The following is a 24404-nucleotide window of genomic DNA, read 5'->3' on the forward strand; positions in this document are numbered from 1 at the left end:
ATGCTGAAGCTGATTGGAAAACCGACGAGTATCAATGTGCGCAAGGTCCTGTGGACGCTGGCGGAAACCGGCTTAGCATACGAGCGGATCGAATGGCAGCCGGAACATGCCGCGCTGAATCCGAACGGCCTGGTGCCGGTGCTGGTGGATGGCGACTTTGTGCTGTGGGAGTCGAACAGTATTTGCCGCTACCTGTGCGGCAAAGCTGGCCGTCACGACTTGTTGCCCGCTGATCCGCCCGCGCGCGCCCGCGTCGAGCAATGGATGGACTGGCAGGCCACCGACCTGAATGCATCCTGGCGCTACGCCTTCATGGCCCTGGTGCGCCAAAGCCCGGCGTTTGCCGATCCGGCGCAAGTCGCGGCCAGCGCTGCCGCCTGGAACCGCAACATCGGCATCCTGGACCGCCATTTGGCCGCAGGCGGGCCTTATGCCGCCGGCGCGCAATTTACGCTGGCCGATATTGTGCTCGGCCTGTCCCTGAACCGCTGGCTGATGACGCCCATCGAACGCCCGGATTACCCGGCAGTCGCCGCCTATGTCGAACGACTGCTTGAACGTCCGGCCTACCGTGAATTCGGCCGGAACGGCGTGGCCTAGTTGCGGCGGAGGATGTTGAACCGTGTTTGAAATCAGCCAGCTGCGCTGCTTTATTGCGGTCGCAGAGGAATTGCATTTCAGCCGCGCTGCCGAACGGCTGAACATGACGCAACCGCCGTTAAGCCGGCAGGTCCAGCTCCTCGAACATAGCGTGGGCGTGCAATTGCTGGACCGCAGCAGCCGCGTGGTACGGTTGACGGCGGCCGGCAAGGCTTTCCTACCGGAGGCGGTACGCATCATCCGGCTGGCGGAAGAAGCTGGGCTGATGGCGCGCCGCGTGGCAAAGGGAGAGCAGGGCAGCCTTGCCATCGGCTTCACCTCGGCATCGGGATATGCGCTGCTGCCGGAGGTGGTGCGCCGCTTGCGCGAAAGGACGCCTGAACTGGCGCTCACGCTGAAGGAGTTGGTCAGCACAGCACAAGTGGAAGCGCTGGACGCCGGCCAGCTCGATCTTGCCCTGATGCGGCCCCTGGCCCTGCATGGCGAGCTGGTAAGCCTGCCGATCGCGCAGGAAGGGCTGTTGCTGGCGCTTCCTGCCAACGAGGCCGGCCGCTGGCCGCAGGAACCGACCCTGGCCTGCCTGCACCAGCGGCCATTCATCATGTACTCGCCGCACGAAGCGCGTCCCTTCTACCAGATGCTGACCAGCCGCTTCGAACGTGAAGGCGTGGTGCCGGATGTGGTCGAACATATCGGGCAGGTGCATACCATGCTGGCGCTGGTCAGCGCCGGTATCGGGGCGGCCCTGGTATCGGAAGCCTGCGCGCGCCTGCATTTCGACGGCGTGGTGCTGCGCAGGATGAAAACCGAACCGGTAAGTACTGTCTGCACTTACCGGCGCGATAACGACAATCCTATCCTGCAGCTGTTCATCAAGGAAATCCTGCCCGGCTTTCCGGGCGCCCGCTGATGCGCGCCTGGCTTAGCGCGCCAGGCAAGGCCGCTTGTTGTCGAACTTCCAGCCTGGCACCAGGAACTGCATGGCGACGGCGTCGTCGCGTGCTCCCAGTCCCATGTTCCTGTAAGCCTGGTGCGCCTTTTCCAGCTCCGCTTCGTCCAGTGCGATGCCCAGGCCGGGCCGCGAGGGCAACTGCACCTTGCCGCCCTGGATCTTCAGTGGTTCCCTGGTGATGCGTTGCCCATCCTGCCAGATCCAGTGGGTGTCAATGGCGGTCACCTTGCCTGGCGCAGCGGCGCCCACGTGGGTGAACATTGCCAGCGAAATGTCGAAATGGTTGTTCGAATGCGAACCCCAGGTCAGATCGAACATCTGGCACAACTGGGCCACGCGCACCGATCCCTGCATGGTCCAGAAGTGCGGATCGGCCAGCGGGATGTCGACCGACTGCAATTGCAGCGAATGGGCCATCTGGCGGAAGTCGGTGGCGATCATGTTGGTGGCGGTCGGCAGGCCGGTGGCGCGGCGGAATTCAGCCATGACTTCGCGTCCCGAGAAGCCGTCCTCGGCGCCGCATGGGTCTTCGGCATAGGCCAGGATGCCATGCTTGTCGCGACAGACGCGCACAGCTTCCTTCAGCGACCAGGCGCCGTTCGGGTCGAGCGTGATGCGAGCATCGGGGAAACGTTCGTGCATGGCGACGATCGCCTCCATCTCTTCGTCGGCCGATAGCACACCGCCTTTCAACTTGAAGTCGTTGAAGCCATAACGCTCGCGCGCGGCCTCGCACAGGCGAACCACGGCCGCCGGTGTCAGGGCTTCCTCGTTGCGCAAGCGCAACCAGGCGTCGCCGGCATCGGGCTCGCTGCGATAGGCCAGGCTTGTTTTGCCGCGGTCGCCGACGTAGAACAGGTAGCCCAGCATGTCGACCGACTGGCGCTGGATGCCGTCGCCCAGCAGCGCAGCGACGGGGGCGTTGAGGAACTGGCCGAGCAGGTCAAGCAAGGCCGATTCGACGGCGGTCACGGCGTGGATGGTGGTGCGCAGGTCGAAGGTCTGATTGCCGCGCCCGCCGCTATCGCGGTCGGCGAAGGCCCGGCGCATCGCATTGAGCACGTTGTTGAACTCCCCCAGCGTTTTCCCGACGACCAGCGGACGCGCGTCCTCGATCGTCTGGCGGATCTTTTCGCCGCCGGGAACTTCGCCCAGGCCGGTATTGCCGGCGTTGTCGGTCAGGATGACGATATTGCGGGTGAACCAGGGGCCATGGGCGCCGCTCAGGTTCAGCAGCATGCTGTCCTGGCCGGCGACAGGCACGACGCGCAGGCTGGTGACAATCGGGGCGTTGGTGACGGTGTTGTTCATGATGTCAGGGTGCGGTTTGAATGGAAGGGGTGGATCATTGGTTCAGCGAGGACACCAGCTTGACGCGCTTGATGTCACCCACGACGAACAGGTAGCAGGCAATGGCCAGCGCCGCGTTGGCGCCGACGAAGACCAGGGCGCCGGCAAAGGAGCCGGTGGCTTCGACGATGTAGCCGATCACGATGGGCGTCGTGATGCCGGCGGTATTGCCAAAAGTGTTGAACAGGGCGCCGCTCAGGCCACCAGCCTCCTTCGGCGAGGTGTCCGATACGACGGCCCAGCCCAGGGCGCCGACGCCTTTGCCGAAGAAGGCCAGCGACATCACGGCAACGACCAGGGTGTCGGCCTGCAGGTAGTTACAGGCGATCATGCTCATCGACATCAGCATGCCGAACACGATCGGTACCTTGCGCGACACCGACAGCGAATAGCCGGCCTTGGCCAGGCGGTCTGACAGCCAGCCGCCGAAGATACCGCCGAGGAAGCCGGCAATCGCGGGCAGCGAGGCGACAAAGCCTGCCTTCAAAATGGTCATATGGCGTTCCTGCACCAGGTAGACAGGGAACCAGGTGAGGAAGAAGTAGGTGAGGGTGGTGATGCAGTACTGGCCGACGTAGACGCCCAGCAGCATGCGGTTCGACAGTAGTTCCCTGATGCAGGCGAAAGTGTTCACGGCTGTTGCCTGCTCGCTGCGGTTTCCGCTTTCCAGGTCGACCAGCGCGCCGCCTTCCTGGATGTAGCGCAGTTCGTCGGCGTTGATGCCGGGATGGTCTTTCGGGCCGTGAATGGTCTTCAGCCAGACGAAGGCCATCACGATGCCAAGGCCGCCCATCACGTAGAACACGCAGTGCCAGCCGTAGCTGTGCACCAGCCAGCCCATGATCGGGGCAAACAGCACGGTTGCAAAATATTGCGCCGAGTTGAAGACCGCCGCCGCCAGTCCCCGTTCGTGCGTCGGGAACCAGGCCGACGCGATGCGGCTGTTGCCGGGGAAGGAGGGTGCCTCCGCCGCGCCGACCAGCATGCGCAGCGTGAACAGGGCGGCTACCGCTGCGCCGCCGGCAAAGAAGCCGGCGGCGCCAGTAAACAGCGTGAAGGCCGACCACAGGAAGATGCTGAAAAAGTAAGTGATCTTCGAGCCGAAGCGGTCGAGCAGCCAGCCTCCGGGCAGCTGCGCCACCACGTAGGACCAGGCAAAGGCCGAGAAAATGAAGCCCATCTGGACTGCCGACAGCCCCAGTTCCTTCTTGATTTCCGGGCCGGCGATGGAGATGGTGGCGCGGTCGGCGTAGTTGATGGTCGTGATGGCGAACAGCATGGCGAGGATTGTCCAGCGCGTGCGGGTCTGGACGCGGGCGGCGCCGGCCGCCAGGGGGATCGCTGCATCATTCTTCATACGGTCTCCATGTCTGATGTGTTATGGAGTCGATCATAGGTGGGGATCAATACCGCATCAAACCAAAGAGTGTATGCATCAATTCAGGAATTGAATTGATTGCGCCTCGTATGGAAGGTCAGCTGTCGTTCCGCAGCAGCAGCCGGTATTCGCTTGGCGTCACGCCGACCGTGGCGCGGAACTGGCGCGTGAAGGCGCTGTGGTCGGCGTAGCCGCAGGCCTGGGCGATGTCGGACACGCTGGCGTTCCCCGCCAGCATGCGTGATGCGGCGTCGAGGCGGGTCTTGATGATCATCTGGCGTGGCGTCAGGTGGAAGATGCGCTCGAAGTAGCGCTCGATCTGCGCAACCGACATGTTGGCGGTGCGCGCCAACTGGGGCAGGGTCAGGGTCTCGCCATATTTGTCGTGGATCAGCCGGACCGCATCGGCAACCTTGTGGTAGGCAGGATTCTTGTGGTCGGCCATGGCCAGGTCGCGCGACACCCCGGCCAGTCCGATAATCGCCCCGTGGGCATCGCGCAGGGGGCGCTTTTGGGTCAGGCACCAGCCAGGATCACGGTTGGGATAGAGGTGCAGTTCCAGCTGGTCCTCGATCTGCATGCCTTCATCCAGCACGCACCGGTCCTGGGCCTGGAAGCGTTGGCCGAGCGGCGCGGCAAACACCTCGTTTGCAGTCTTTCCCAGCAGCCCGGCCTTGTCCTTCATCCCGCAGCGGCGGGCCAGCGTCTGGTTCACCACCACGTAGCGCCCGGCGCGGTCCTTGACGAAGAACACCACGTCCGGCAAGGCATCGAACAGGGGCTCGGCGAAGAAGACATCGCCGATCCTGGCGCCCAGGTCGCTGCGCGCGGCGCTCTGCAAAATATGTACTGTCATGGTGCCCTCCTGCTGGTTTTGTCCATTTTTACACGATTGTGCGGATTTCGTCATCATCGGCGGCCGGGCGATGCAAGACGGGCACGATGGGAAGGCATATGATGGCAAGCATGAAAACCATAGCCATTATCGATTCCCACACCGGCGGCGAACCGACCCGCCTGGTGATTGACGGCGGCCCTGACCTGGGCACCGGTCCCCTCAATGAGCGCCTGGCCCGCTTCCGCGAAGAGCATGACGGTTTCCGTTCCGGCGTGGTGTGCGAACCACGCGGTTCGGATGTGCTGGTGGGTGCGCTGCTGTGCCAGCCGCATGCGCCGGATTGTGCAGCAGGCGTCATCTTCTTCAACAACGTCGGCTACCTTGGCATGTGCGGCCATGGCACCATAGGACTGGTGGCGTCGCTGGCCTACATGGGCCGCCTGAGCCCGGGCGTGCACCGCATCGATACGCCGGTGGGCGTGGTGGAGGCGCAACTGCATGAAGACGGCAGCGTGACCGTGAACAATGTGCCGGCGTGGCGCAAGGCGACCGGCGTGCCGGTCGACGTGCCGGGTTACGGCGTGGTGCGCGGCGATATCGCCTGGGGCGGCAACTGGTTCTTCCTGGTGTCCGGCCATGGCAGGCGCCTGGAACTGGGCAATGTGCGCGAACTGTCGGCCTACACTACGGCGATCAAGGATGCGCTGGAAGCCCAGGGCGTCACAGGCGACAACGGCGCGCTGATCGACCACGTCGAACTGTTTGCCGATTCCCGCAGCGGTTTGGGCGACAGCCAGAACTTCGTGCTTTGCCCAGGCAATGCCTACGACCGCTCGCCCTGCGGTACCGGCACCAGCGCCAAGCTGGCCTGCCTGGCGGCGGACGGCAAACTGGCGGAAGGCGAAGTCTGGCGCCAGGAAAGCATCGTTGGCAGCGTGTTTGAAGCATCGTATCGCCGCGATGGCGAGCGCGTGCTGCCCAGCATTCGGGGCAAGGCCTGGGTGAACGCCACATCGACTCTTGTGCTGGACCCGAGCGACCCATTTGTCTGGGGCATTCGTTGAGCATGACACCGGACGTCCTGATCGTCGGCGCGGGGATTATCGGCGCCGCTTGCGCCGATGCCCTGTCGGCGCGCGGCCTGCGCGTGACCGTGGTCGAACGCGATGCGGTCGGCAGCGGCGCGACGGCAGCCGGCATGGGACACCTGGTGGCGATGGACGACAACGCGGCGGAACTGGCCCTGAGCGCCCATTCGCTGGAACTCTGGAAGGAACTGGTGGAAGGCCAGCCGCAGCGTCACGAATACAGCCGCTGCGGCACCATCTGGGTCGCAGCCGACGACGAAGAACTCGACGCGGCGCGCGCCAAGGCAGTCACCATGCGGGCCCACGGGCTGGAGTGCGACGTGATCGGCGCCCAGGACTTGTATCGCCTTGAGCCGAACCTGCGGCCTCACCTGGCCGGCGGCTTGCTGGTGCCGGGCGACGGGCTGGTGTATCCACCCAAGAGCGCACGCATCCTGCTGGCTCGGGCGGTCGCGCGAGGCGCATCCCTGAACATGGGCGAGGCCGTCGCGCTGGACGACGACGGCGTCCTGCTGGCGGACGGCTCGCGATTGTCTGCGGGGCGGGTGGTGCTGGCGGCGGGCACGCGCTGCCTGGCGCTGGCGCCGGACCTGCCGCTGCGGCCCAAGAAGGGCCACGTCATGATTACCGACCGCTATCCGGGATTTGTACGCCATCAACTGGTGGAGCTTGGCTATATCAAGAGCGCGCATGCATCGGAAGGCGAATCGGTGGCATTCAACCTGCAGCCGCGTCCTACCGGGCAGGTGCTGATCGGCTCCTCGCGGCAGTTCGATACCACCGACCTGGCGGCGGAACCGGCAATGATGGCGCGCATGCTGGCCAGGGCAGTCGAATACACGCCGGCGCTGGCAGGGCTGAACATCCTGCGCTGCTGGACCGGCTTGCGTGCAGCGACGCCGGATGGCTTGCCGCTGATCGGCCCCGATCCCTCGCGCCGCAATGTATGGCTGGCCACCGGCCACGAAGGGCTTGGCATCACGACCTCGCTTGCGACAGCGGAATTGCTGGTCGCGCAAATGACAGGCGGCCAGGCGGGGATCGATGCGCGTCCTTACATGCCGAGCCGTTTCAATCCGCAGGGGAGGGCCTATGGCTGATTCCATCCATTTGACGATCGACGGCCATGGCGCAACCGTTGCCGCCGGCACCACCGTTGCCGCCGCCATTGCAGGCGTGACGCGGCGCTCGGTCAGCGGGCAATTGCGCGCACCCCTGTGCGGCATGGGCATTTGCCAGGAATGCCGCGTGACGATCAACGGCCGGGCGCATGTGCTGTCCTGCCAGACGCTCTGTCGCTCGGGCATGGACGTGCAGACGGGAGCCTCGGCATGACGCAACTCTTTGACATCCTGATCGTAGGCGCCGGCCCGGCCGGCCTGGCCGCAGCCCACGCAGCCGCCGTCGCGGACGGCGCGCGCCGCATCGCCATCATCGACGACAATCCGCTGGCGGGCGGCCAGATCTGGCGCGGCGGTCCGGCCAGGCAGCAGGACCAGCGCGCGCGCCGGCTCTGGCAGGCCCTGGAGTCTGCAAGCAACGTGAGCTTCCTGCCCGGCACCCGCGTGCTGATGCAGACCCGCCCCGGCGAACTGCTGTTGCAGGATGCCGAGCGTGCCGGCACGATCCGCTACAACCAACTGATCCTCGCTACGGGAGCCCGCGAATTGCTGCTGCCGTTTCCGGGCTGGACGCTTCCCGGCGTCACCGGCGCCGGCGGCCTGCAAGCGCTGGCAAAAGGCGGCTACCCCGTGCAAGGCAAACGCGTGGTCGTTGCCGGCACCGGCCCACTGCTGCTGGCCGTCGCTGCGACCTTGAAGGAGCGCGGTGCGTTTGTCGCCGCCATTGTTGAACAAGCGGGTTTCCCGGCCCTGGCGCGCTTTGCCGCAGGCCTGGCGCTGACGCCGTCAAAGGCGGTGCAAGCCGTCAGGCTTGGCGCGGTCCTGCGCGGCATTCCGTACTACGCCAACAGCTACGTGACGAGCGCAATGGGCGACGTGCAAGTGACATCCGTACAAGTCCAGCGCAAGGGGGCAAGGCTCGATATCGACTGCGACTATCTCGCCTGCGGTTATGGCCTGCTGCCAAACACCGAGCTGGCGCGCGCACTCGGTTGCGCCATCGAACAAGGCGCGGTGAAGACCGACCCCTGGCAACGCACCTCCGTGCCGAGTGTGCTCTGCGCGGGCGAGGGCACCGGTGTCGGCGGCGTGGACCTGGCGCTGGTCGAAGGCCGCATTGCAGGCCTGGCCGCCTGCGGCGAGGGCGTGACGCCGGAGCTCTTCACCGAGCGCACCCAATGGCAGGGCTTTGCAGCCCGGCTGGCGCGCACCTTCGCCCCGCGTGAAGAACTGCGCACGCTGGCGCAACCCGACACCATTGTCTGCCGCTGCGAAGACGTCTGCCACGACGAACTCCGCGGGCAGCCGAACTGGCGCAGCGCCAAGCTGCAAACCCGCTGCGGCATGGGCCCTTGCCAGGGCCGTATCTGCGGCAACGCAACCGATTTCCTGTATGGATGGCGTCCGGACGCCGTGCGTACACCGATCTCGCCGGCACGTGCCGGCAGCATTATCACCCTCGAACCTCACAAGGAGACTTGAAATGGCAGCAATCAAATGGGAAGGCGTATTCCCTGCAGTAACCACCAAATTCCACGCGAATGAGGAGCTGGACCACGCAGAAATGGAGAAGCACTTCTCCTTCATGATCGACAGCGGCTGCCACGGCCTGGTCACCTGCGGTTCGCTGGGCGAAGCCAGCACCCTGTCTTTCGAAGAGAAGCTGGCGGTCGCCAAGACCGCCGTCAAGGTTGCCAACGGCCGCGTGCCGGTGCTGGCCAACGTCAGCGAAACCCGCACCGCCAACGCCGAACGCTATGTGCAGGAAGCGCGCGACCTGGGCGTGGACGGCTTCATGGTGATGCCTTCCGTGCTGTACGCGGCGGACGCGTATGAAGCCAAGGCCAACCTGCGCACCATTGCCAAGGCCGCCAAGCTGCCGATCATGGTGTACAACAACCCTGTGACCTACAAGGTCGACCTGACCCCGGCCGACTTCAAGGAACTGTCCGACTGCGAGGAACTGGAAGCGATCAAGGAATCGACCGACAATATCCGCCGCGTGACCGATCTGCGCAACGCCGTCGGCGACCGCTACGCCATCTTCATGGGCGTGGACGACCTGTCCTTCGAAGGCCTGGCAGTTGGCGCCGACGGCCTGCTGGCCGGCCTGGTGGTGGCTTTCCCGAAAGAGACCGTGGCCCTGTACAAGCTGGTCAAAGCCGGCCGCCTGGCCGAGGCCCTGAAGCTGTACCAGTGGTTCATGCCGCTGCTGCACCTCGACGTTTCGACCAAGCTGGTGCAAAATCTGAAACTGGTGGAAGCACTGGTCGGTGTCGGCAACGAAATCGTTCGCCGTCCGCGCCAGCCACTGCGCGGCGCTGACCGCGAGTTCGTGGTGCAGGTGGTGCAGCAGGCACTGGCAACCCGTCCCGACGTCAGCGCTTACCTGTAAGAGGTTCGAGCTTATGCCGAGGACGAATGCCGATCAATTATGTAAGAAGCCTGACCGGACGGCAGCGCGCCGCCGCTGCTAATCGCCACCTCGGCATCGCCCTGGCCTTCGTGGCCGGGGCGGCCAACGCCGGCGGCTTCCTGGCCGTCAAGCAGTACACCTCCCACATGACCGGCATCCTGTCGTCCGCCGCCGACGACCTGGCACTGGGCGCCATCGATGCGGCCCTCGACTGCGCCGGCGCCTTGCTGGCTTTCCTGGCCGGCGCGGCCTGTTGCGCCGTCATGGTCAATTTTGCCCGCCGCCGGCATCTTCACAGCGAATTTGCCTTGCCGCTGCTGGTGGAGGCAATCCTCCTGCTGGCATTTGGCGTCATGGGAACGCGCCTGCAGGCGATCGACGTGATCGTGCTGCCGGCAACGGTCATGCTGCTGTGCTTCATGATGGGGCTGCAGAATGCCGTCATTACCAAGCTGTCGAACGCGGAAATCCGCACCACCCATATGACCGGCATCGTGACCGACCTTGGCATCGAGGCCGGCAAGGCGCTTTACTGGAACCGCGACGACCAGGCGGTGCCGCGCGTGGCCGCGGACTGGAAGCGCGTGCGTATACTCGCTGCGCTGGCGTCGTCGTTCTTTGTCGGCGCCGTGGCCGGGGCCTTCGGCTTCAAGGCTGTTGGCTTTGGCGCCGTGCTGCCGCTGGCGTGCGTGCTGCTGGCCATGGCGGCAGTGCCGATCTACGACGACCTGGTTGCCGTGCGCCGTTAGCCCTCGCGGAACACCAGCACCGGGATCTTGCTGTGCGTGAGCACTTTCTGCGTCTGGCTGCCCAGCATCAGGCTGGCCAGCCCGCTGCGCCCGCGCGAGGCCATCGCAATCAGGTCGCAGTTGCGCTGCAATGCGGTGGAAACGATGGCCGAATGCGGCTGGTCGGCGTGCACTTCCAGCGTGGTGCAGTCCACATTCAAGGTGCTGGCCTGGCGCGCGATATCGGCCAGGATCGAGTTCTCCGCTGGCGCGGCGGCCACGCTGGCCAGCGCCGGTTCTTCCGGAAGCACGTGAACCGCCGTGACGCGGGCGCCGCTTTCGCGGGCCATGCGCAGGGCGGCGTTCACTGCCAGTTGCGAAGCGGCCGAGCCGTCGCTTGGAATCAGAATGTGGCGAAACATCTTTTCAAGTCTCCTTCAGGTGCCGCAGTCTAAAGCGTCCAGCCACAGTCCTGCAACCAGTCAGGCGGCGCGCAGCGCCTTCGTGGTGCGGCGGGCGTCGAGGCTCAGGCTGCCGGCGCCGAACGCAGCAATCTGCAGCAGGCCGCCGGCCATCGCCAGGTTCTTCATCAGGTGGATCATCTGGTTCTGGTCAGCGATCGCGCTATGGAAAACCAGGCCGGTCACCACCGAGAATCCAGCCAGGGCCAGGGCTACCGGCCGGGTGTGCAGGCCGGCCACCAGCAGGAGGCCGCCGATTACTTCAATGCCGATGGCGCCGGCCAGCGCCAGTTCAGGGAAGGGCAGTCCCATGGCATGGATGTAGCCGAGGGTGGCGCCGGGATTGGCGATCTTGCCGGTGCCGCTCAGGACGAAAATGGCAGCCATCATGATGCGGCCGGCGAGTGGCAGGATGGCGGTGTTGAACTGCTGGTTCATGGTGTGACTCCTTCAAGGAATGTGTTGTTGATGAAGTCATCTTATGCCGCACAGGTATATTCCGGAAGCCAATATATTTGGATGTAATGTATCGTCAATTCAGATGGATTGCTCTTGCAGCAAGAGCGCCAGCTGCTGCCGCAGCTTGGCGCTGGAGGGCTGGGTATGCGGGTGCCCGGCGTTCTCCACGGCGACCGCCAGCGGCAAGTCCATCGCGCTCAGGTGGCTGAGGAACCAGCGCGGCAGGCGCTCGAGCAAGGTGCGCGCGCCGGCCGGATCGGCCTGCGCAACCGGCAAGGCGTGCTGCAGTGCGGCCAGGGCCCGCCGGTGGGCGGCGCGGTGTTCGTGCTCGGTGGGATAGTAAAGCTGATCCATCAGCGCTTCTTCCTCGGCGAAATCAAGGGCCAGGGCGCTGAGCAGTTCGCCAATGCGGCTGGGCAGGGAAGCATCGTCGGCGTCGATGGTTGCGTGAATGGCTTGCAATAAGGCGCGGTGGGAGGCATCCATCTCGGCCACGCCGGTTTCCAGCAGCGGACTCCATTCGAGGCGTTGCATTGCGGTCTCCTTGTCTATCCCTCAAGTCTGGCTGGACGGCCGTTCGGAATCCATGACCCAAATCAAATAGAATATGGCTATGAAAAAAATAGTGATCGTGACGGGCGCCAGCCGCGGCATTGGCGCTGCCATTGCGCGCCGGGCGGCGCAGGACGGCTGGGTGGTGGCCGTGAATTACCAGCGCGATGCCGAAGCGGCGGCGCGCGTGGTGGCGGACATCGAAGCTGCCGGCGGCCGGGCGCTGGCGGTGCAGGCGGATGTGGCGCGCGATAAGGATCTCGAGCGCATGTTCGCCACCGTCGAACGTGAGCTGGGGCCGGTGTCTGGGCTGGTGAACAATGCCGGCATTACCGGCGGCCTGGGAAGCTTTGGGGACACCGCGCCGGCAACCGTGGAGCAAGTGTTCCGCACCAATGTGCTGGGCCTGATGCAGGCCAGCCGCCTCGCGCTGGCGGCCTTCCGTGCACACGGCAAGGGCGGGGTGATCGTCAATATCAGTTCCACCGCGGCGACGGCGGGCAGTCCGAACGAGTACGTGGCTTACGCTGCCAGCAAGGCGGCTGTCGACGCCTTTACCATGGGCCTCGGCAAGGAAGTGGCGCCGGAGGGCATCCGCGTGTGCGGCGTGGCGCCTGGCACCACCCAGACCGATATCCACGCCACTTCCGGCGATGCGGGACGGCCGGCGCGCGTGGCGGCCCGGATTCCCATGGGGCGGGTGGGCGAGCCGGAGGAAATTGCGGAAGCGGCGGCGTGGCTGCTGTCGCCCGCGGCGCGCTACCTGACCGGCACGACGATCCGCGTCTCCGGCGGCGCCTGATCACCACGCAATCGACAGCAGCCGCGACGCCATGCGCGGCCAGCACAGGGAGCTCAGTTCATCGCGCGCCGCCCAGCGGAAGCCGTCCGCCTCGGGCGTCGGTGCGCCGGTGCGCTGGTGCGGGAAAAAGCTGGTGCAGCGCAGATGGTCGAGGTTGCACAGCTGGTCGCCGACTTCCACCTTGAACAGGTGCAGGCGCTTGTCCGGGCGATAGCTGAATTCCCCGAGGTCTTCGAACAGGCTGGCCTCGAAGTCCAGGCCGGCTTCTTCGAACAGCTCGCGCCGTGCCGATTGCAGGGGCGTTTCACCGGCGTCCTGCAAGCCCTTGGGAATGTCCCAGCTTGCCGTACCAGTGACATGGCATAGCAGCACCTGGCGCGCGCTGTTGACCACCAGGGTGCCGCATGAAACCTGCTGCATCGTTTCGTTTCCTTTGCTTTCCTACACAGTTAAATATTTCCCAAGAGATAGTAAGAGTACTCTAGGGAAATTTCTCGACAGTTACAGGTCGCTGTTATAAAGTGTGAGAATTCAAAAAGCGCTTCGAGCGCCGAGTCTTACAGTCCAATCCCACATCTGACGCGAACGCATGCCGGCATGGCAAGCGGCGCTGTTTTATTGCCGACGTTTCTTGCCGAGAGTGCCATTATGCCAAAGCTGCACCAGATGCCTGTCCTGTTCGCCGTTGCCGGAACGCTGCTCTTGCAGCCGGCCGCGCACGCCGGACACGCGGCGGCGCAAGACGGCAGCTGGACTTTTGGGGGGTTCGGCACCCTGAGCGCCGTCCATTCAAGCGAGAAGCTGGCCGACTATGCGGCCAATCCCCTGAACCCGGGCGAGGCCGGCGCCACGCGCGACTGGAGCTATGCGGTGGACAGCCGCCTCGGCGCCCAGCTTGCCTACAGCTCCGGCGGCCACTGGTCGGCCGTGCTGCAGGTCGTGGCGGAACGCCATCTGACCCATTCGTGGACGCCCAAAGTCGAATGGGCCAACGTGCAATACCAGGTGTCGCCGGAGCTGAGCCTGCGCGTTGGCCGCATTGCATTGCCGCTGTTCCTGTCCGGCGACTACCGCAAGGCCAGTTATGCGCTGACATCCGTGCGCACGCCGGTAGAACTGTATGCCGCGCTCCCGATCAGCAACAGCGACGGCATCGACGCCAGCTACCGCTGGAGCTTCGGCGATGTGAAGAACACCACGCAGGTGCTGTATGGCGGCACCAGCGTGCCCTTGTCCGATGCCACCCGCGTCAGGGCGCACAAGCTGGCGGGCATTTCCAGCACCAGCACCGCCGGGGCGCTGACGGTGCGCGCCACCGCCATCGAGGGCGAGCTGGAAACCCCGCTGCTGCAGGACTTGTTCTCTGCCATCCGCCAGTTTGGTCCGCAGGGCGAAGTGCTGGCGCGCCGCTATGAGCCTGACCGCAAGCGCGCCACGGTGCTCAGCATCGGCGCTTCCTACGACCCCGGCGCCTGGTTCGTGATGGGCGAGATAGGGCGCGTCAACGCCCGTTCCATGCTGGGCGATAAGACCGCCGGCTATGTCAGCGGCGGTTATCGCCTGGGCAGCCTCACGCCGTATGCCACCTTCAGCAAGGTGGTGGCCAATACCCCGAACCAGGTCGCAGGCCTGGATCTGTCGGCGCTGCCGCCGCCGTACCTGCCGGCTGCCCGGCGCCTGAACATGGAGCTGAACGGCTTGCTCAGCATGATCGCGGAACAGGATAGCAACAGCCTTGGCCTGCGCTGGGATGCCAGCGGCAATGCCGCCGTCAAGCTGCAATTCGACCATGTGCGGCCGCGCAACGGTACCAGCGGCACGCTGTCGAACATCCAGCCCGGCTATCGCTATGGCCGCAGCTTCCGCGTGTTCAGCGCGTCGGTCGACTTCGTATTCTGACGGGCCGGCCATGATCAGGAAATTCCTTTGCTGCCTGCTGCTGGTGCTGCTTGCCGGCGCCACTGCCGCCGCCGAACTGGTCGTGGTGGTGTCGGCGCGCAGCCCCATCACGGCCCTGCGCGCCGAGCAGGTGGCCGATATCTTCCTTTCCGAAGCGACGCGCTTCCCCGATGGCGGCGAAGTGGTCGCGCTCGACTTGCCGATCGGCTCCCCGCTGCGCGACGACTTTTACCTGAAGGTGGCCAACCGCAGCCCGGCGCTGATGAAGGCCTACTGGACCAAGAAGATTTTCACCGGCCGCGGGCAGCCGCCGCGCGAACTGCCCAACAGCCAGGCAGTACGCAAGCTGGTGGCGGATAATCCAACCCTGATCGGCTATATCGATCGCAGCGCGCTCGATGCCAGCGTGCGTCCTGTCCTGGTGGTGCATTGAACATGAAACGCTGGTTGCGCATGTGCCTTGAGACGCATGTCTCGCTGCCCCTGTTCACTCTCGTCCTGTTGGCCGTGGTGTGGGGCACCACGCTGCATTTCATCGACAGCGAAGCCGCCGCCTCGCGCGAACTGGCCGCCGAATCGGCAAGTGAACTGATCGCGACCTATGAAGCGCAGGTGGCGCGCAGCATCAACGGCATCGAGCAAAACTTGCAGGTATTGAAGTACAGTGCCGAGAGCCAGGGCGCACGCGGCGCCTTGCCCGAACTGCAGGCGCATGGCCTGCTGCCGTCCGGCCTGGTCTTCGTGGTCAGCATCGTCGACGCCGAGGGCAACACGGTAGCCAGCAACCCTGCTGCGCGCCCGATCAACGTCGCACAGCAGGAGTATTTCAGCTTCCACCGCCAACACCGCAGCAATTACACCTTCATCTCGCAGGCGATGCGCGACGAGGCGAATCCGGACTGGCACCTGCATTTCACGCGCCGCCTGGACGACAAGCGCGGCGGATTTGCCGGCGTGGTCATCGTGGAAGTCGATCCGGCCTATTTCACCAGCAGCTATGAACGCAGCCGCCTGGGCGAGCAAGGCATGCTCGGCCTGGTCGGCGACGACGGCGTGGTGCGCGCGCGGCGCGTCGGCGACAAGCAATCCTTCGGCCAGAAGCTGGACCTGGCGGCGCTGCAGGGGCGCCGCGGCGTGCCGGTCGCCAGCAGGCTCGACGGCATCAAGCGCTATACGGCGGTGCGCCAGTTGGCCGGCCTGCGCCTGAGCGTCATGGTGGGCTTGGCAGAACAGGAGCAAATGGCCGGTTTCGTGGCCCAACGCCGCCAGCTGCTGTGGGAAGCGGGCGTCGCCAGCGCGGTGCTGATCCTGCTGGCGGCCCTGGTCTGGGCCTGCGTCTGGCAAGGGGCCAAGGCGCGCCGCCGCATCCGCCGCGCGCAGGAAACCTATGCCGCCGCGTCCGAATCGAATATGGATGCGTTCTTTGTGCTGCGTGCCATTCGCAACAAGGACGGCGTGGTGGTCGACTTCAAGTTCGCCGCAGTCAATTCGCGCGCCGAGCAACTGACAGGCCGCAGCCGCGCCGAACTGCGGGCGCAAACGCTGTGCGGCTGGATGCCGGCCGCGCGCCATAACGGCATGTTCGAGCGGCTGGCGCTGGTGACCCGCAATGGCGGCGTGCACCAGGAGGAGGGCCCCAACATGGTGCCGCAGCTGCAGGCCGAATGGCTGCACTGGCAGGTGGTGGGCGTGGAAGGCGGCGTGGTCGCGATCGTGCGCGATATCACGGAGCGCAAGCGCGCCGAGGAGCGCATCTACCACATGGCCCACCATGATGCCCTGACCGGCCTGCCGAACCGCAGCCTGATTTGCGACCGCCTTGGGCAATCGATCGCGCACGCTGAGCGCAACAACGAATCGGTGCTGGTGGCCTTCATCGACCTCGATAGCTTCAAGCTGGTCAACGACTCGCTGGGCCACAACGCCGGCGACGAACTGCTGAAGGAAGTGGCTGGCCGCATGGTTGGCTGCGTGCGGCGCGAGGATACCGTGGGCCGTTTCGGCGGCGACGAATTCGTGCTGCTGCTGCCGCACGTGAGCGACAACCCGCAGGTGCTGGTGCCGCTGCTGAACAAGATCCTGGATTCGGTGGTGCAGCCGATCATGCTGGAAGGGCAGACGATGCAGGTGAGCTGCTCGATCGGCGTCGCCGTCTACCCGCGCGACGGGCGCGATGCCGATACGCTGATGATGCACGCCGACGCGGCCATGTACCGCGCCAAGGACAGCGGCAAGAATAACTGTCAGTTCTACACCCGCGAGATGAACGCCGGCCTGGAAGAAAAGCTGGCATTGACGGAAGGCTTGCGCAAGGCGCTGGAGGAGCAGCAGCTGTCGCTGGCCTATCAGCCCAAGGTGAACCTGGAATCGGGGCGCATGTTCGGCGTTGAAGCCTTGCTGCGCTGGCAGCATCCGCAGCGTGGTGCCGTGTCGCCGGCCCAGTTCATCCCCCTGGCCGAAGAGCATGGCCTGATCATCCCGATCGGCGAATGGGCCTTGCGCGAAGCCTGCCGCCAGGCCTGTGCCTGGCAGGACGCGGGCCTGTCGCCGCTTGTGGTATCGGTCAACGTATCGGCGCGCCAGTTCGACGATCCGCGCCTGGTCGAACGCGTGGCGGCGGCCCTGGCGTGGAGCGGCCTCGACCCGCAATGGCTGGAGCTGGAAGTCACCGAAAGCATGATCATGCGCGACACCGCGCAGTCGGTGGCCAAGATGCGCCAGCTGGAAGCGATGGGCATTGCGCTGGCGATCGACGATTTCGGCACCGGCTATTCCAGCCTGGCGGCCCTCAAGTCCTTCCCGATCAGCCGCCTGAAGATCGACCAGAGCTTCGTGCGCGACCTGGTGGCCAACCCGGACGACCAGGCCATTACCTGCGCCATCATCTCCCTGTCGCACCAGCTCGACATGCGTGTGATTGCCGAAGGCGTGGAGACCGAGCAGCAGCGCAGCTTCCTGCAACAGCATGGCTGCGACGAAATGCAGGGCTATCTGTTCAGCCGTCCAGTGCCGCCGCAGGAGATCAGCGCCATGCTGCTCAGCGAAGAGTCCGGTGCCGAGGTTACAATGCTTGCTCCCTGATTAACGAGCAAGCATGCAATGAGCGAATACAGCAACGACATCTTCACCGAGCCTTCCAATATCGACATGGACACGCTGGCCAATCTTGGCCCGCTGGCCGCCATGGCCGGGATCTGGGAAGGGCAGCGCGGCCTCGACATCAAGCCCAAGGCGGACGGCCCGCGCAAGCAGGCCTATGTCGAGCGCATCGAATTGCAGCCGATCGACCCGGTCACCAACGGACCGCAACTGTTCTACGGCCTGCGCTACGTCCTGATCGTCAACAAGCCTGACAACGTCAAGACCTACCACGAGCAGGTCGGCTACTGGCTGTGGGAACCGGCCACCAATACCGTGATCCAGACCCTGGCCATTCCGCGCGGCCAGATCGCCATGGCATCGGGCACTGCGGCGCCGGATGCCAAGACCTTCGAACTGGTGGCGCAGCGCGAGCAGGATACTTATGGAATCTGCTCCAACCCCTTCCTGGAGTTCGGCTTCAAGACCACCGAGTACCGCATCAAGGTCACCGTCAACGACGACGGCACCTGGGGTTACGAGGAAGATACCGTCATGCTCCTGCGCGGCAAGGAATCGGAGCCGTTCCACCACGTCGATCGCAACGTGCTGCACAAGGTGGGCGAGCCCACCCCGAATCCGCTGGCACGCAAGGAATGACAGGCGCTCGGGCGCAGGATGACGGGGTCCGCATTTAGCCTTCCCGCCCGTCAATCCGGGCCTGGCTTAAGTAAGGCGCATAGACGCACAGGTAGACAAGGAATGCGGCCGACCAGGCCAGCGCCGAGCCCAGCAACAGGAAGTCACGCATTCCGGCAGGAAGAAGATTGGCGCACAAACGGCCCAGGGCCCCGGCTTGCAATAAAAGGTACATCGCGCTCTCCGCACGGCCGGCACGCAGCATGCGGCCAGTGTGGCCCAAGGCGGTGCGGGTGATCATGCCGAGGATCAGGCCCGCCATGCCGCCCACGGCCAGGGCGTGGAAGGCGCTGCTGGCGGAGCCGATGCCAAGCGCCGCAAAACCCAGCAGCAGCAGGCCGACCACGACCCAGGCATAGGCCAGGTGCAGGATCCACAGCAAGGGAACGCGCACTGTGGCGAACGGCGCCCAGCCAAGCAGGCGAATGGCATTGACGGCCGCCGCCGCAAAAGCCACCGGCGCCAGAACGAAGCCTGGCAAGGCCGTCACCCATGCCAGCGCCGTCGCCAGCAGCAGGGCAATGCAGGCCTTTTCACGCCACGCCACGGTCACAGGCTGGCTGCCTGGCGCACCGTTGCGGGTGAACATCGGAATCACGCGGCCCCCGATCACGGCTTCCAGCACCGTGATCATCAGGATCGCGCCATGCACGGGAGTCAGCGGCGACAGCGAAATCCAGCCATTGCCCGCCGCATGGAACAGCAGGTTGGCGACCGACAGCAAGGCCAGGATGCCGCAGATCGGGTAATTGCGCTTGCTTTGCGCCTGGTAAAGCACGCGGCCGAACGCGATGGCGCACAGCGGCAGGAACAGGCCGTCGACCAGCAGCGCCGGCACGCCGGGCGCCAGCAGCGTGGTTATACGGCCGGCGATCCACAGCACGGCCAGCCCTGCGAGCTGGCCGCCGGCCGGCGTTTGCAGGTTGGTCCAGTTACGACCCGCCGTAAACAGGAAACCGACAATCACCGCGCCGCCAAAGCCGAACACCATTTCATGCATATGCCACAGCATGTTGGCAGAGGGCAGGGCGGGCAGCATGCCCTTGTAGGCCAGCAGCCACAGAGGTACCGACAGCATCGCCAACGCTGCGGCCAGCAGGTAGAAAGGGCGGAAGCCCAGGCGCAGCAAGGGATGCGGTTGCCCGGCTGGCGTTGGCTCGGTGGGAATATGGATGCTGCGCATGGCGGGCCTCATGTTCTTAAGATGTATAATGAATGCTACATTAGGCCTGTGGCTAAAGCAATATTCTGAATGCTTCTTTATATGACGTAGATCATGAGACTGACATCCTTCACCGACTACACCCTGCGTTCGCTGATGTACCTCGGCATGAACCGCGACAAGCTGGTCACGATCCAGGAGATCGCCGACCTGCATGACATCTCGAAGAACCACCTGACCAAGGTGATCCACCAGCTGGGCGCCAGCGGCCTGGTGGAAACCGTGCGCGGCCGGCACGGCGGCCTGCGTTTGAACCGCGAACCGGAAGACATCAATATCGGCGAAGTGGTGCGCGACAGCGAATCGGATTTCCACATCGCCGAATGTTTCGAAGCCGAGCCCGGGCACTGCGCCTTCCTGCGCGATTGCGCCCTGAAACGCAAGCTTGGCGAAGCGACCGAAGCCTTCCTGCATGTACTGGATGGCATGACGTTGGCCGACATCCTGCCGGGCCCCAAGGGCAAGGGCGGTGCGCAGCCGGTGATCCTTCAGAAAATGCGCATTTAATCTGCATCTTTATTGACGCAGTTTAAGGTAAACATGTATTATGGGTGCATGTTTAGCCGAGAAGGAGCCATACCCATGCTGTCCGCAGAACACCGTGCCATCGTCACCGCCACCGTCCCAATCCTGGAACAAGGCGGCGAAGCCCTGACCCGCCACTTCTACCAAACCCTGTTCACCGACTTCCCGCAGGTAAAACCGTTCTTCAACCAGGCACACCAGCACAGCGGCGACCAGCAGCGCGCCCTGGCCAACGGCATCCTGATGTACGCCAAGCATATCGAGCGCCTGGAAGCACTGGGTCCGCTGGTCAATACCATCGTCACCAAGCACGTTGCGCTGCAGATCCAGCCGGAACACTACCCGATGGTTGGCGCCAGCCTGCTGAAGGCCATCCGCGAAGTGCTCGGCGCCGAAACCGCCACCGACGCGGTGCTGGAGGCGTGGGGCGCGGCTTACGGCCAACTGGCTGAAATCCTGATCGGCGCCGAAGGAAAGACCTATGCGGCCGCAGCGGCAGCGCCGGGGGGATGGATGGGCGCGCGCCAGTTCGTGGTGGCGGCCAAGCGTATCGAGAGCGACGAGATTGCCAGCTTTGTCTTCCGTCCTGTCGACGGCCAGCCGGTGCTCGGTTTCACGCCGGGCCAGTACATCGGCATCCGCGTGGCGGTGGATGGAGAAGAGCAGCGCCGCCAGTATTCGCTGTCGGCGGCGCCGAACGGCCAGACTTACCAGATCAGCGTCAAGCGCGAAGAAGCCGGCAAGGTGTCGGGCTTCCTGCATGCGCAACTGAACGAAGGCGATACCGTGGACCTGTTCCCGCCGACCGGCGCCTTCACGCTGGCCGAAGGCAGCCGCCCGATCGTGCTGATCTCCGGCGGCGTCGGCATTACCCCGACCCTGGCGATGCTGGACCAGGCGCTGGAAACCGGCCGAGAAATCCGCTTCATCCATGCCGCCCGCCACGGCGGTGTGCACGCCTTCCGCGACCACGTCGATGGCCTGGCAGAACGCCACCCGCAGCTGAAGCGCCACTATATTTATGCGGAAGACCGCGACGGCCAACCGCAAGCCGACGCTGTCGGCCTGCTGGGCAACAAGGAACTGGATGAATGGCTGCCGCAATCGCGCGACGTCGACGCCTACTTCCTCGGCCCGGTGCCGTTCATGCAGGCGGTAAAGCGCAGCCTGCGCGAACTGGGTGTGCCGGAAGCGCAGACCTACTACGAGTTCTTCGGCCCGGCCAAAGCGCTCGATTAAACCAGCAGCGCTGCGTTCATGGCGGAAGCATCGGCTTCCGCTTCTTCCAGCATCTGCTCGCGCTTCTCGGCGTCGATGAACAGGTCCATCACGGAATCCTCATGCGGCGGCTGTTGCTGCTCCGGGGCCAGCGGCGAGGCGACCGGTGCGAAGTGGTTGGCCAGCAGCAGGGTGTCGAGCAGGGTCTCGGGCGGGATCTGCAGCATGCCGCTGCGCAGGTTTTCGATAGCTTCCGCCACCTCGGCCGGGATGCCCAGCTTTTTCAGTACTTCACGCGTGATGATCTCTTCGCTCGCAGTCTGCCAGTTCTCCGGATCGGGTTCCAGCAGGCCGGGGAATTCGTCGGCACGCGACAGCAGGTAGAAGCTGCCCACTTCATGCACGATGGCCGCGAACAGGGCGGTGTCCGGATTCACGCCGGTGACTTCACGCGCGATGATGCGCGCCAGGCAGGCGACGTGGATGGTGTGCTGCCACAGCTGTTCGGCCTTGGCGCGCAGGCCGGGATCGGTGATCTTGCTGCCGAAGGCGCGCACTACCATGGCCGCGGCCAACGCGTAGAGGTTGTGGTAACCCACGCGCATGATGGCATTGCGGACGTTGGTGATATCCGGCCCGCCAGTGCGGTTGAACATGGCGGAGTTGGACAGCGAGACGGTGCGCGCGGCCAGTTGCGGCTCGGCCAGCACCAGCTTGATGGCATCGTCCATCGGGCAGTCCGGATCGTCCAGGGCGAGCTGCACTCGCAGGGCGGCATTAACGCTGGTAGGAAACACGAGGTCTCCGCGGATCGCCAGCGCGGCGACGTGTCCGAAGGCTTCCAGTTTATTCATGCCGAAAATTATACGGCCCCAACCGCCTTACTGCCAAATATGAGCGAATTGAAAAGCGCAAGTCGGGGTCAGGTCTGGCAATCCGCCACTTTTATCTTAGGCGCCGGCCAGCTGCGGCTGGCGGGCTGGGCGTTCCTGGCTGTAACGTGCTACCGACAGGTCTTCGGCGAAGATGGCGGGGCGCTTGGCGGACATGATGTCGGCCAACAGTTGCGCCGAGCCGCAGCTCATGGTCCAGCCCAGCGTGCCGTGGCCGGTGTTGGTGAACAGGTTGCGGATGGCGGTACGGCCTACCACCGGCGTGCCGTCCGGGGTCATCGGGCGCAGGCCGGTCCAGAAGGTGGCTTCGGCGCTGTTGCCGGCGCCCGGGAACAGGTCGTTGACCACCATTTCCAGGGTTTCGCGGCGGCGCGGGCTGAGGCTGGTGTTGTAGCCGGCGATCTCCGCCATGCCGCCGACGCGGATGCGGTCGTCGAAGCGGGTCACGGCAATCTTGTAGGTTTCGTCCAGGATGGTCGAGGTCGGGGCTTTGTCGCCGTCGACGATCGGCACGGTGATCGAATAGCCTTTCAGCGGATAGACCGGAATCTCGAACAGCTCTTTCAGGAACGGGGTCGAGTAGGCACCCAGCGCCACCACGAAGGAGTCGCCCTCCACCAGCTCGGCGCCGCATTGCACGCCCTTGACCTTGTCGCCGTCGGTCACCAGCTTGTCGATCGATACGCCGTAGCGGAATTTGACGCCCAGTTCCTTTGCCATCGCTTCCAGGCGGGTGGTGAACATCTGGCAGTCGCCGGTTTCATCGTTAGGCAGGCGCAGGCCGCCGACCAGCTTGTGCTGCGATGCGGCCAGGCCCGGCTCGGCCTTCATCAGCTCGGCGCCGGTCAGCAGTTCGTAAGGGACGCCGGTTTCCTGCAGGACTTCGATGTCCTTGGCGGCGCCATCCAGTTGGGCCTGGGTGCGGAACAGCTGGGTGGTGCCTTGCTGGCGGCCCTCGTATTCGATGCCGGTGGCGGCGCGCAGTACTTTGAAGCAGTCGCGGCTGTATTCAGCCAGGCGCACCATGCGTTCCTTGTTGATGGCGTAGGATTCGGCATTGCAGTTGCGCAGCATCTGCCACATCCACTTCAGCTGGAAGGTCGTGCCGTCAGGCGTGATGGACAGCGGCGCGTGGCGCTGCAGCATCCATTTCATGGCTTTCAGCGGAATGCCTGGCGCTGCCCATGGCGAGGCATAGCCCGGCGAAATCTGGCCGGCGTTGGCGAAGCTGGTTTCCAGGGCAGGGCCAGGCTGGCGGTCCAGTACAGTGACATCGTGGCCGGCCTGGGCCAGGTAATAGGCACTGGTGACGCCAATAACGCCGCTGCCAAGGATAACTACGCGCATGAATTGCCTCCGGAATATTTGTGACGGATTATTTTGCTATGATAAGTAAGATTTCCTAGTATTTGTTACTATATGAAAAGGCTAAAACAGTAAAAAATCATGCGAATTCAAAAAGAATCGGCTCGGGGGCTGGACAAGATTGACCGAAAAATACTGCGCATCCTGCAGGACGACGCGCGCATTGCCATGAAGGATTTGAGCGAGCAGGTCGGACTGTCGATTACGCCGACCATCGAGCGGGTCAAGCGCATGGAGCGCGATGGGGTGATTGCCGGCTATCATGCGCGGCTCAATCCGCGTGCGCTGGGCGCCAGCTTGCTGGTGTTTGTGGAGATCACGCTGAACCAGAAATCGGCCAGCCATTTCGAGCAGTTCCGCCGCGAGGTGCTGCGCATTCCCGAAGTGCAGGAGTGCCACCTGGTGTCGGGCGATTTCGATTACCTGATCAAGGCGCGCATCCATGAGATGGCGGAGTACCGCAAGCTGCTCGGCGATATGCTGCTGAACCTGCCGGGCGCGGCGCAGTCCAAGTCTTATGTCGTCATGGAGGAAATCAAGGAAACCCTGATCTTGCCCACAGAGCCCGCTCCATAGCCACGGAACAATGACGCTTTCTGTCCGAGGGGCGTACCCTGTCTTCACAGAAGCACTATCCGGTGGTGCATATGTCTGACCTCGCCGAACTGAAGCAGGACGGCGCCATGGCCGCGTTTAAACTGTTTGGGTGATGAGCTCACTTGGTCTAGAATGCCATTAGCCTGGACTGAGCGAACGGAGT

General features: G+C 64.4%; 26 protein-coding genes. 16 read left to right on the forward strand and 10 right to left on the reverse strand.

Annotated elements, in window-relative coordinates; all coding sequences use genetic code 11:
* Both ACN9MZ_RS13880 and ACN9MZ_RS13885 read left to right on the forward strand, forming a co-directional pair.
* Positions 1 to 600, forward strand: coding sequence for a glutathione S-transferase family protein (locus tag ACN9MZ_RS13880; RefSeq protein WP_426342677.1), 600 nt, complete (start codon positions 1 to 3; stop codon positions 598 to 600).
* A gap of 22 nt (positions 601 to 622) precedes the next feature.
* Positions 623 to 1510, forward strand: a complete 888-nt coding sequence (locus ACN9MZ_RS13885) for a LysR family transcriptional regulator (RefSeq protein WP_426342678.1) — start codon at positions 623 to 625, stop codon at positions 1508 to 1510.
* 12 nt (positions 1511 to 1522) lie between these two features.
* On the opposite strand, the gene gudD is transcribed toward ACN9MZ_RS13885, so the two are convergent.
* The 3 genes from gudD to ACN9MZ_RS13900 form a co-directional block, all read right to left on the reverse strand.
* Entirely contained in the window at positions 1523 to 2863 is a 1341-nt protein-coding gene (gudD, locus tag ACN9MZ_RS13890; protein WP_426342679.1) for a glucarate dehydratase, read from the reverse strand.
* 34 nt (positions 2864 to 2897) lie between these two features.
* Positions 2898 to 4259, reverse strand: a complete 1362-nt coding sequence (locus ACN9MZ_RS13895) for an MFS transporter (protein ID WP_426342680.1) — start codon at positions 4257 to 4259, stop codon at positions 2898 to 2900.
* 118 nt (positions 4260 to 4377) lie between these two features.
* Positions 4378 to 5136 (reverse strand): PAS domain-containing protein, encoded by a 759-nt coding sequence (locus ACN9MZ_RS13900; protein WP_426342681.1) that lies wholly within the window; start codon positions 5134 to 5136, stop codon positions 4378 to 4380.
* Positions 5137 to 5237: 101 nt separating this feature from the next.
* On the opposite strand from ACN9MZ_RS13900, the gene ACN9MZ_RS13905 reads away from it, so the two are divergent.
* The 6 genes from ACN9MZ_RS13905 to ACN9MZ_RS13930 are packed head-to-tail and all read left to right on the forward strand — an operon-like array spanning position 5238 to position 10492.
* Positions 5238 to 6182: a 4-hydroxyproline epimerase gene (locus tag ACN9MZ_RS13905; RefSeq protein WP_426342901.1), complete on the forward strand. Its 945-nt coding sequence runs from the start codon at positions 5238 to 5240 to the stop codon at positions 6180 to 6182.
* 2 nt (positions 6183 to 6184) lie between these two features.
* Positions 6185 to 7306: an NAD(P)/FAD-dependent oxidoreductase gene (locus tag ACN9MZ_RS13910; protein WP_426342902.1), complete on the forward strand. Its 1122-nt coding sequence runs from the start codon at positions 6185 to 6187 to the stop codon at positions 7304 to 7306.
* Positions 7299 to 7541 carry a 2Fe-2S iron-sulfur cluster-binding protein gene (locus ACN9MZ_RS13915; RefSeq protein WP_426342682.1) on the forward strand — a complete coding sequence of 81 codons (243 nt, stop codon included), beginning with the start codon at positions 7299 to 7301 and terminating at the stop codon, positions 7539 to 7541. Before ACN9MZ_RS13910 ends, ACN9MZ_RS13915 begins: the two co-directional genes overlap by 8 nt.
* Positions 7538 to 8809: an FAD-dependent oxidoreductase gene (locus ACN9MZ_RS13920; RefSeq protein ID WP_426342683.1), complete on the forward strand. Its 1272-nt coding sequence runs from the start codon at positions 7538 to 7540 to the stop codon at positions 8807 to 8809. The genes ACN9MZ_RS13915 and ACN9MZ_RS13920 overlap by 4 nt, the downstream gene beginning before the upstream one ends.
* A 1-nt stretch (position 8810) precedes the next feature.
* A complete protein-coding gene (locus ACN9MZ_RS13925) occupies positions 8811 to 9722 on the forward strand; it encodes a dihydrodipicolinate synthase family protein (RefSeq protein ID WP_426342684.1) in 912 nt (303 codons plus the stop codon).
* Positions 9723 to 9748: 26 nt separating this feature from the next.
* Positions 9749 to 10492, forward strand: a complete 744-nt coding sequence (locus ACN9MZ_RS13930; protein ID WP_426342685.1) for a YoaK family protein — start codon at positions 9749 to 9751, stop codon at positions 10490 to 10492.
* Here the strand turns inward: ACN9MZ_RS13930 and ACN9MZ_RS13935 are convergent.
* The 3 genes from ACN9MZ_RS13935 to ACN9MZ_RS13945 all read right to left on the reverse strand — a co-directional run bounded on the left by ACN9MZ_RS13935 (position 10489) and on the right by ACN9MZ_RS13945 (position 11925).
* Positions 10489 to 10893 carry a universal stress protein gene (locus ACN9MZ_RS13935; RefSeq protein ID WP_426171712.1) on the reverse strand — a complete coding sequence of 135 codons (405 nt, stop codon included), beginning with the start codon at positions 10891 to 10893 and terminating at the stop codon, positions 10489 to 10491. The two genes, ACN9MZ_RS13930 and ACN9MZ_RS13935, sit on opposite strands and share 4 nt — an antisense overlap.
* A 60-nt stretch (positions 10894 to 10953) precedes the next feature.
* Positions 10954 to 11370 carry a DoxX family protein gene (locus ACN9MZ_RS13940; protein WP_426342686.1) on the reverse strand — a complete coding sequence of 139 codons (417 nt, stop codon included), beginning with the start codon at positions 11368 to 11370 and terminating at the stop codon, positions 10954 to 10956.
* Between the two features lie 99 nt (positions 11371 to 11469).
* Positions 11470 to 11925, reverse strand: coding sequence for a bacteriohemerythrin (locus ACN9MZ_RS13945; RefSeq protein WP_426342687.1), 456 nt, complete (start codon positions 11923 to 11925; stop codon positions 11470 to 11472).
* 79 nt (positions 11926 to 12004) lie between these two features.
* On the opposite strand from ACN9MZ_RS13945, the gene ACN9MZ_RS13950 reads away from it, so the two are divergent.
* Positions 12005 to 12745 carry an SDR family oxidoreductase gene (locus ACN9MZ_RS13950; protein ID WP_426342688.1) on the forward strand — a complete coding sequence of 247 codons (741 nt, stop codon included), beginning with the start codon at positions 12005 to 12007 and terminating at the stop codon, positions 12743 to 12745.
* Here ACN9MZ_RS13950 and ACN9MZ_RS13955 read toward each other — a convergent pair whose 3' ends face one another.
* Positions 12746 to 13165 carry an NUDIX hydrolase gene (locus ACN9MZ_RS13955; RefSeq protein ID WP_426342689.1) on the reverse strand — a complete coding sequence of 140 codons (420 nt, stop codon included), beginning with the start codon at positions 13163 to 13165 and terminating at the stop codon, positions 12746 to 12748.
* Between the two features lie 228 nt (positions 13166 to 13393).
* Between ACN9MZ_RS13955 and ACN9MZ_RS13960 the strand changes: the two genes are divergently transcribed.
* From ACN9MZ_RS13960 to ACN9MZ_RS13975, 4 genes are read left to right on the forward strand one after another with little or no spacing between them, the layout of a single operon-like run.
* Positions 13394 to 14644, forward strand: a complete 1251-nt coding sequence (locus ACN9MZ_RS13960; RefSeq protein WP_426342690.1) for a porin — start codon at positions 13394 to 13396, stop codon at positions 14642 to 14644.
* Between the two features lie 10 nt (positions 14645 to 14654).
* A complete protein-coding gene (locus ACN9MZ_RS13965; protein ID WP_426342691.1) occupies positions 14655 to 15077 on the forward strand; it encodes a phosphate ABC transporter substrate-binding protein in 423 nt (140 codons plus the stop codon).
* A gap of 2 nt (positions 15078 to 15079) precedes the next feature.
* Positions 15080 to 17725 carry a bifunctional diguanylate cyclase/phosphodiesterase gene (locus tag ACN9MZ_RS13970; RefSeq protein ID WP_426342692.1) on the forward strand — a complete coding sequence of 882 codons (2646 nt, stop codon included), beginning with the start codon at positions 15080 to 15082 and terminating at the stop codon, positions 17723 to 17725.
* An 18-nt stretch (positions 17726 to 17743) separates the two neighbouring features.
* Complete coding sequence (locus ACN9MZ_RS13975) at positions 17744 to 18382, forward strand: FABP family protein (RefSeq protein ID WP_426342693.1); 639 nt, start codon at positions 17744 to 17746, stop codon at positions 18380 to 18382.
* A 34-nt stretch (positions 18383 to 18416) separates the two neighbouring features.
* On the opposite strand, the gene ACN9MZ_RS13980 is transcribed toward ACN9MZ_RS13975, so the two are convergent.
* Positions 18417 to 19604, reverse strand: a complete 1188-nt coding sequence (locus tag ACN9MZ_RS13980) for an NnrS family protein (protein ID WP_426342694.1) — start codon at positions 19602 to 19604, stop codon at positions 18417 to 18419.
* Positions 19605 to 19697: 93 nt separating this feature from the next.
* On the opposite strand from ACN9MZ_RS13980, the gene ACN9MZ_RS13985 reads away from it, so the two are divergent.
* The gene (locus ACN9MZ_RS13985; RefSeq protein WP_426342695.1) at positions 19698 to 20150 is read left to right on the forward strand and encodes an RrF2 family transcriptional regulator; all 453 of its coding nucleotides are present in this window, start codon (positions 19698 to 19700) and stop codon (positions 20148 to 20150) included.
* A 75-nt stretch (positions 20151 to 20225) separates the two neighbouring features.
* Positions 20226 to 21407: an NO-inducible flavohemoprotein gene (hmpA, locus tag ACN9MZ_RS13990; protein WP_426342696.1), complete on the forward strand. Its 1182-nt coding sequence runs from the start codon at positions 20226 to 20228 to the stop codon at positions 21405 to 21407.
* Here hmpA and ACN9MZ_RS13995 read toward each other — a convergent pair.
* A complete protein-coding gene (locus tag ACN9MZ_RS13995; RefSeq protein ID WP_426342697.1) occupies positions 21404 to 22240 on the reverse strand; it encodes an HDOD domain-containing protein in 837 nt (278 codons plus the stop codon). The two genes, hmpA and ACN9MZ_RS13995, sit on opposite strands and share 4 nt — an antisense overlap.
* A 96-nt stretch (positions 22241 to 22336) precedes the next feature.
* Positions 22337 to 23626, reverse strand: coding sequence for a D-amino acid dehydrogenase (locus ACN9MZ_RS14000; protein WP_426342698.1), 1290 nt, complete (start codon positions 23624 to 23626; stop codon positions 22337 to 22339).
* 99 nt (positions 23627 to 23725) lie between these two features.
* Between ACN9MZ_RS14000 and ACN9MZ_RS14005 the strand changes: the two genes are divergently transcribed.
* Positions 23726 to 24220, forward strand: coding sequence for an Lrp/AsnC ligand binding domain-containing protein (locus ACN9MZ_RS14005; protein ID WP_426342699.1), 495 nt, complete (start codon positions 23726 to 23728; stop codon positions 24218 to 24220).
* The last annotated feature ends 184 nt before the right edge of the window (positions 24221 to 24404 follow it).

Source organism: Pseudoduganella sp. S-14 (genome assembly GCF_049913285.1).
Classification (GTDB): domain Bacteria; phylum Pseudomonadota; class Gammaproteobacteria; order Burkholderiales; family Burkholderiaceae_D; genus Rugamonas.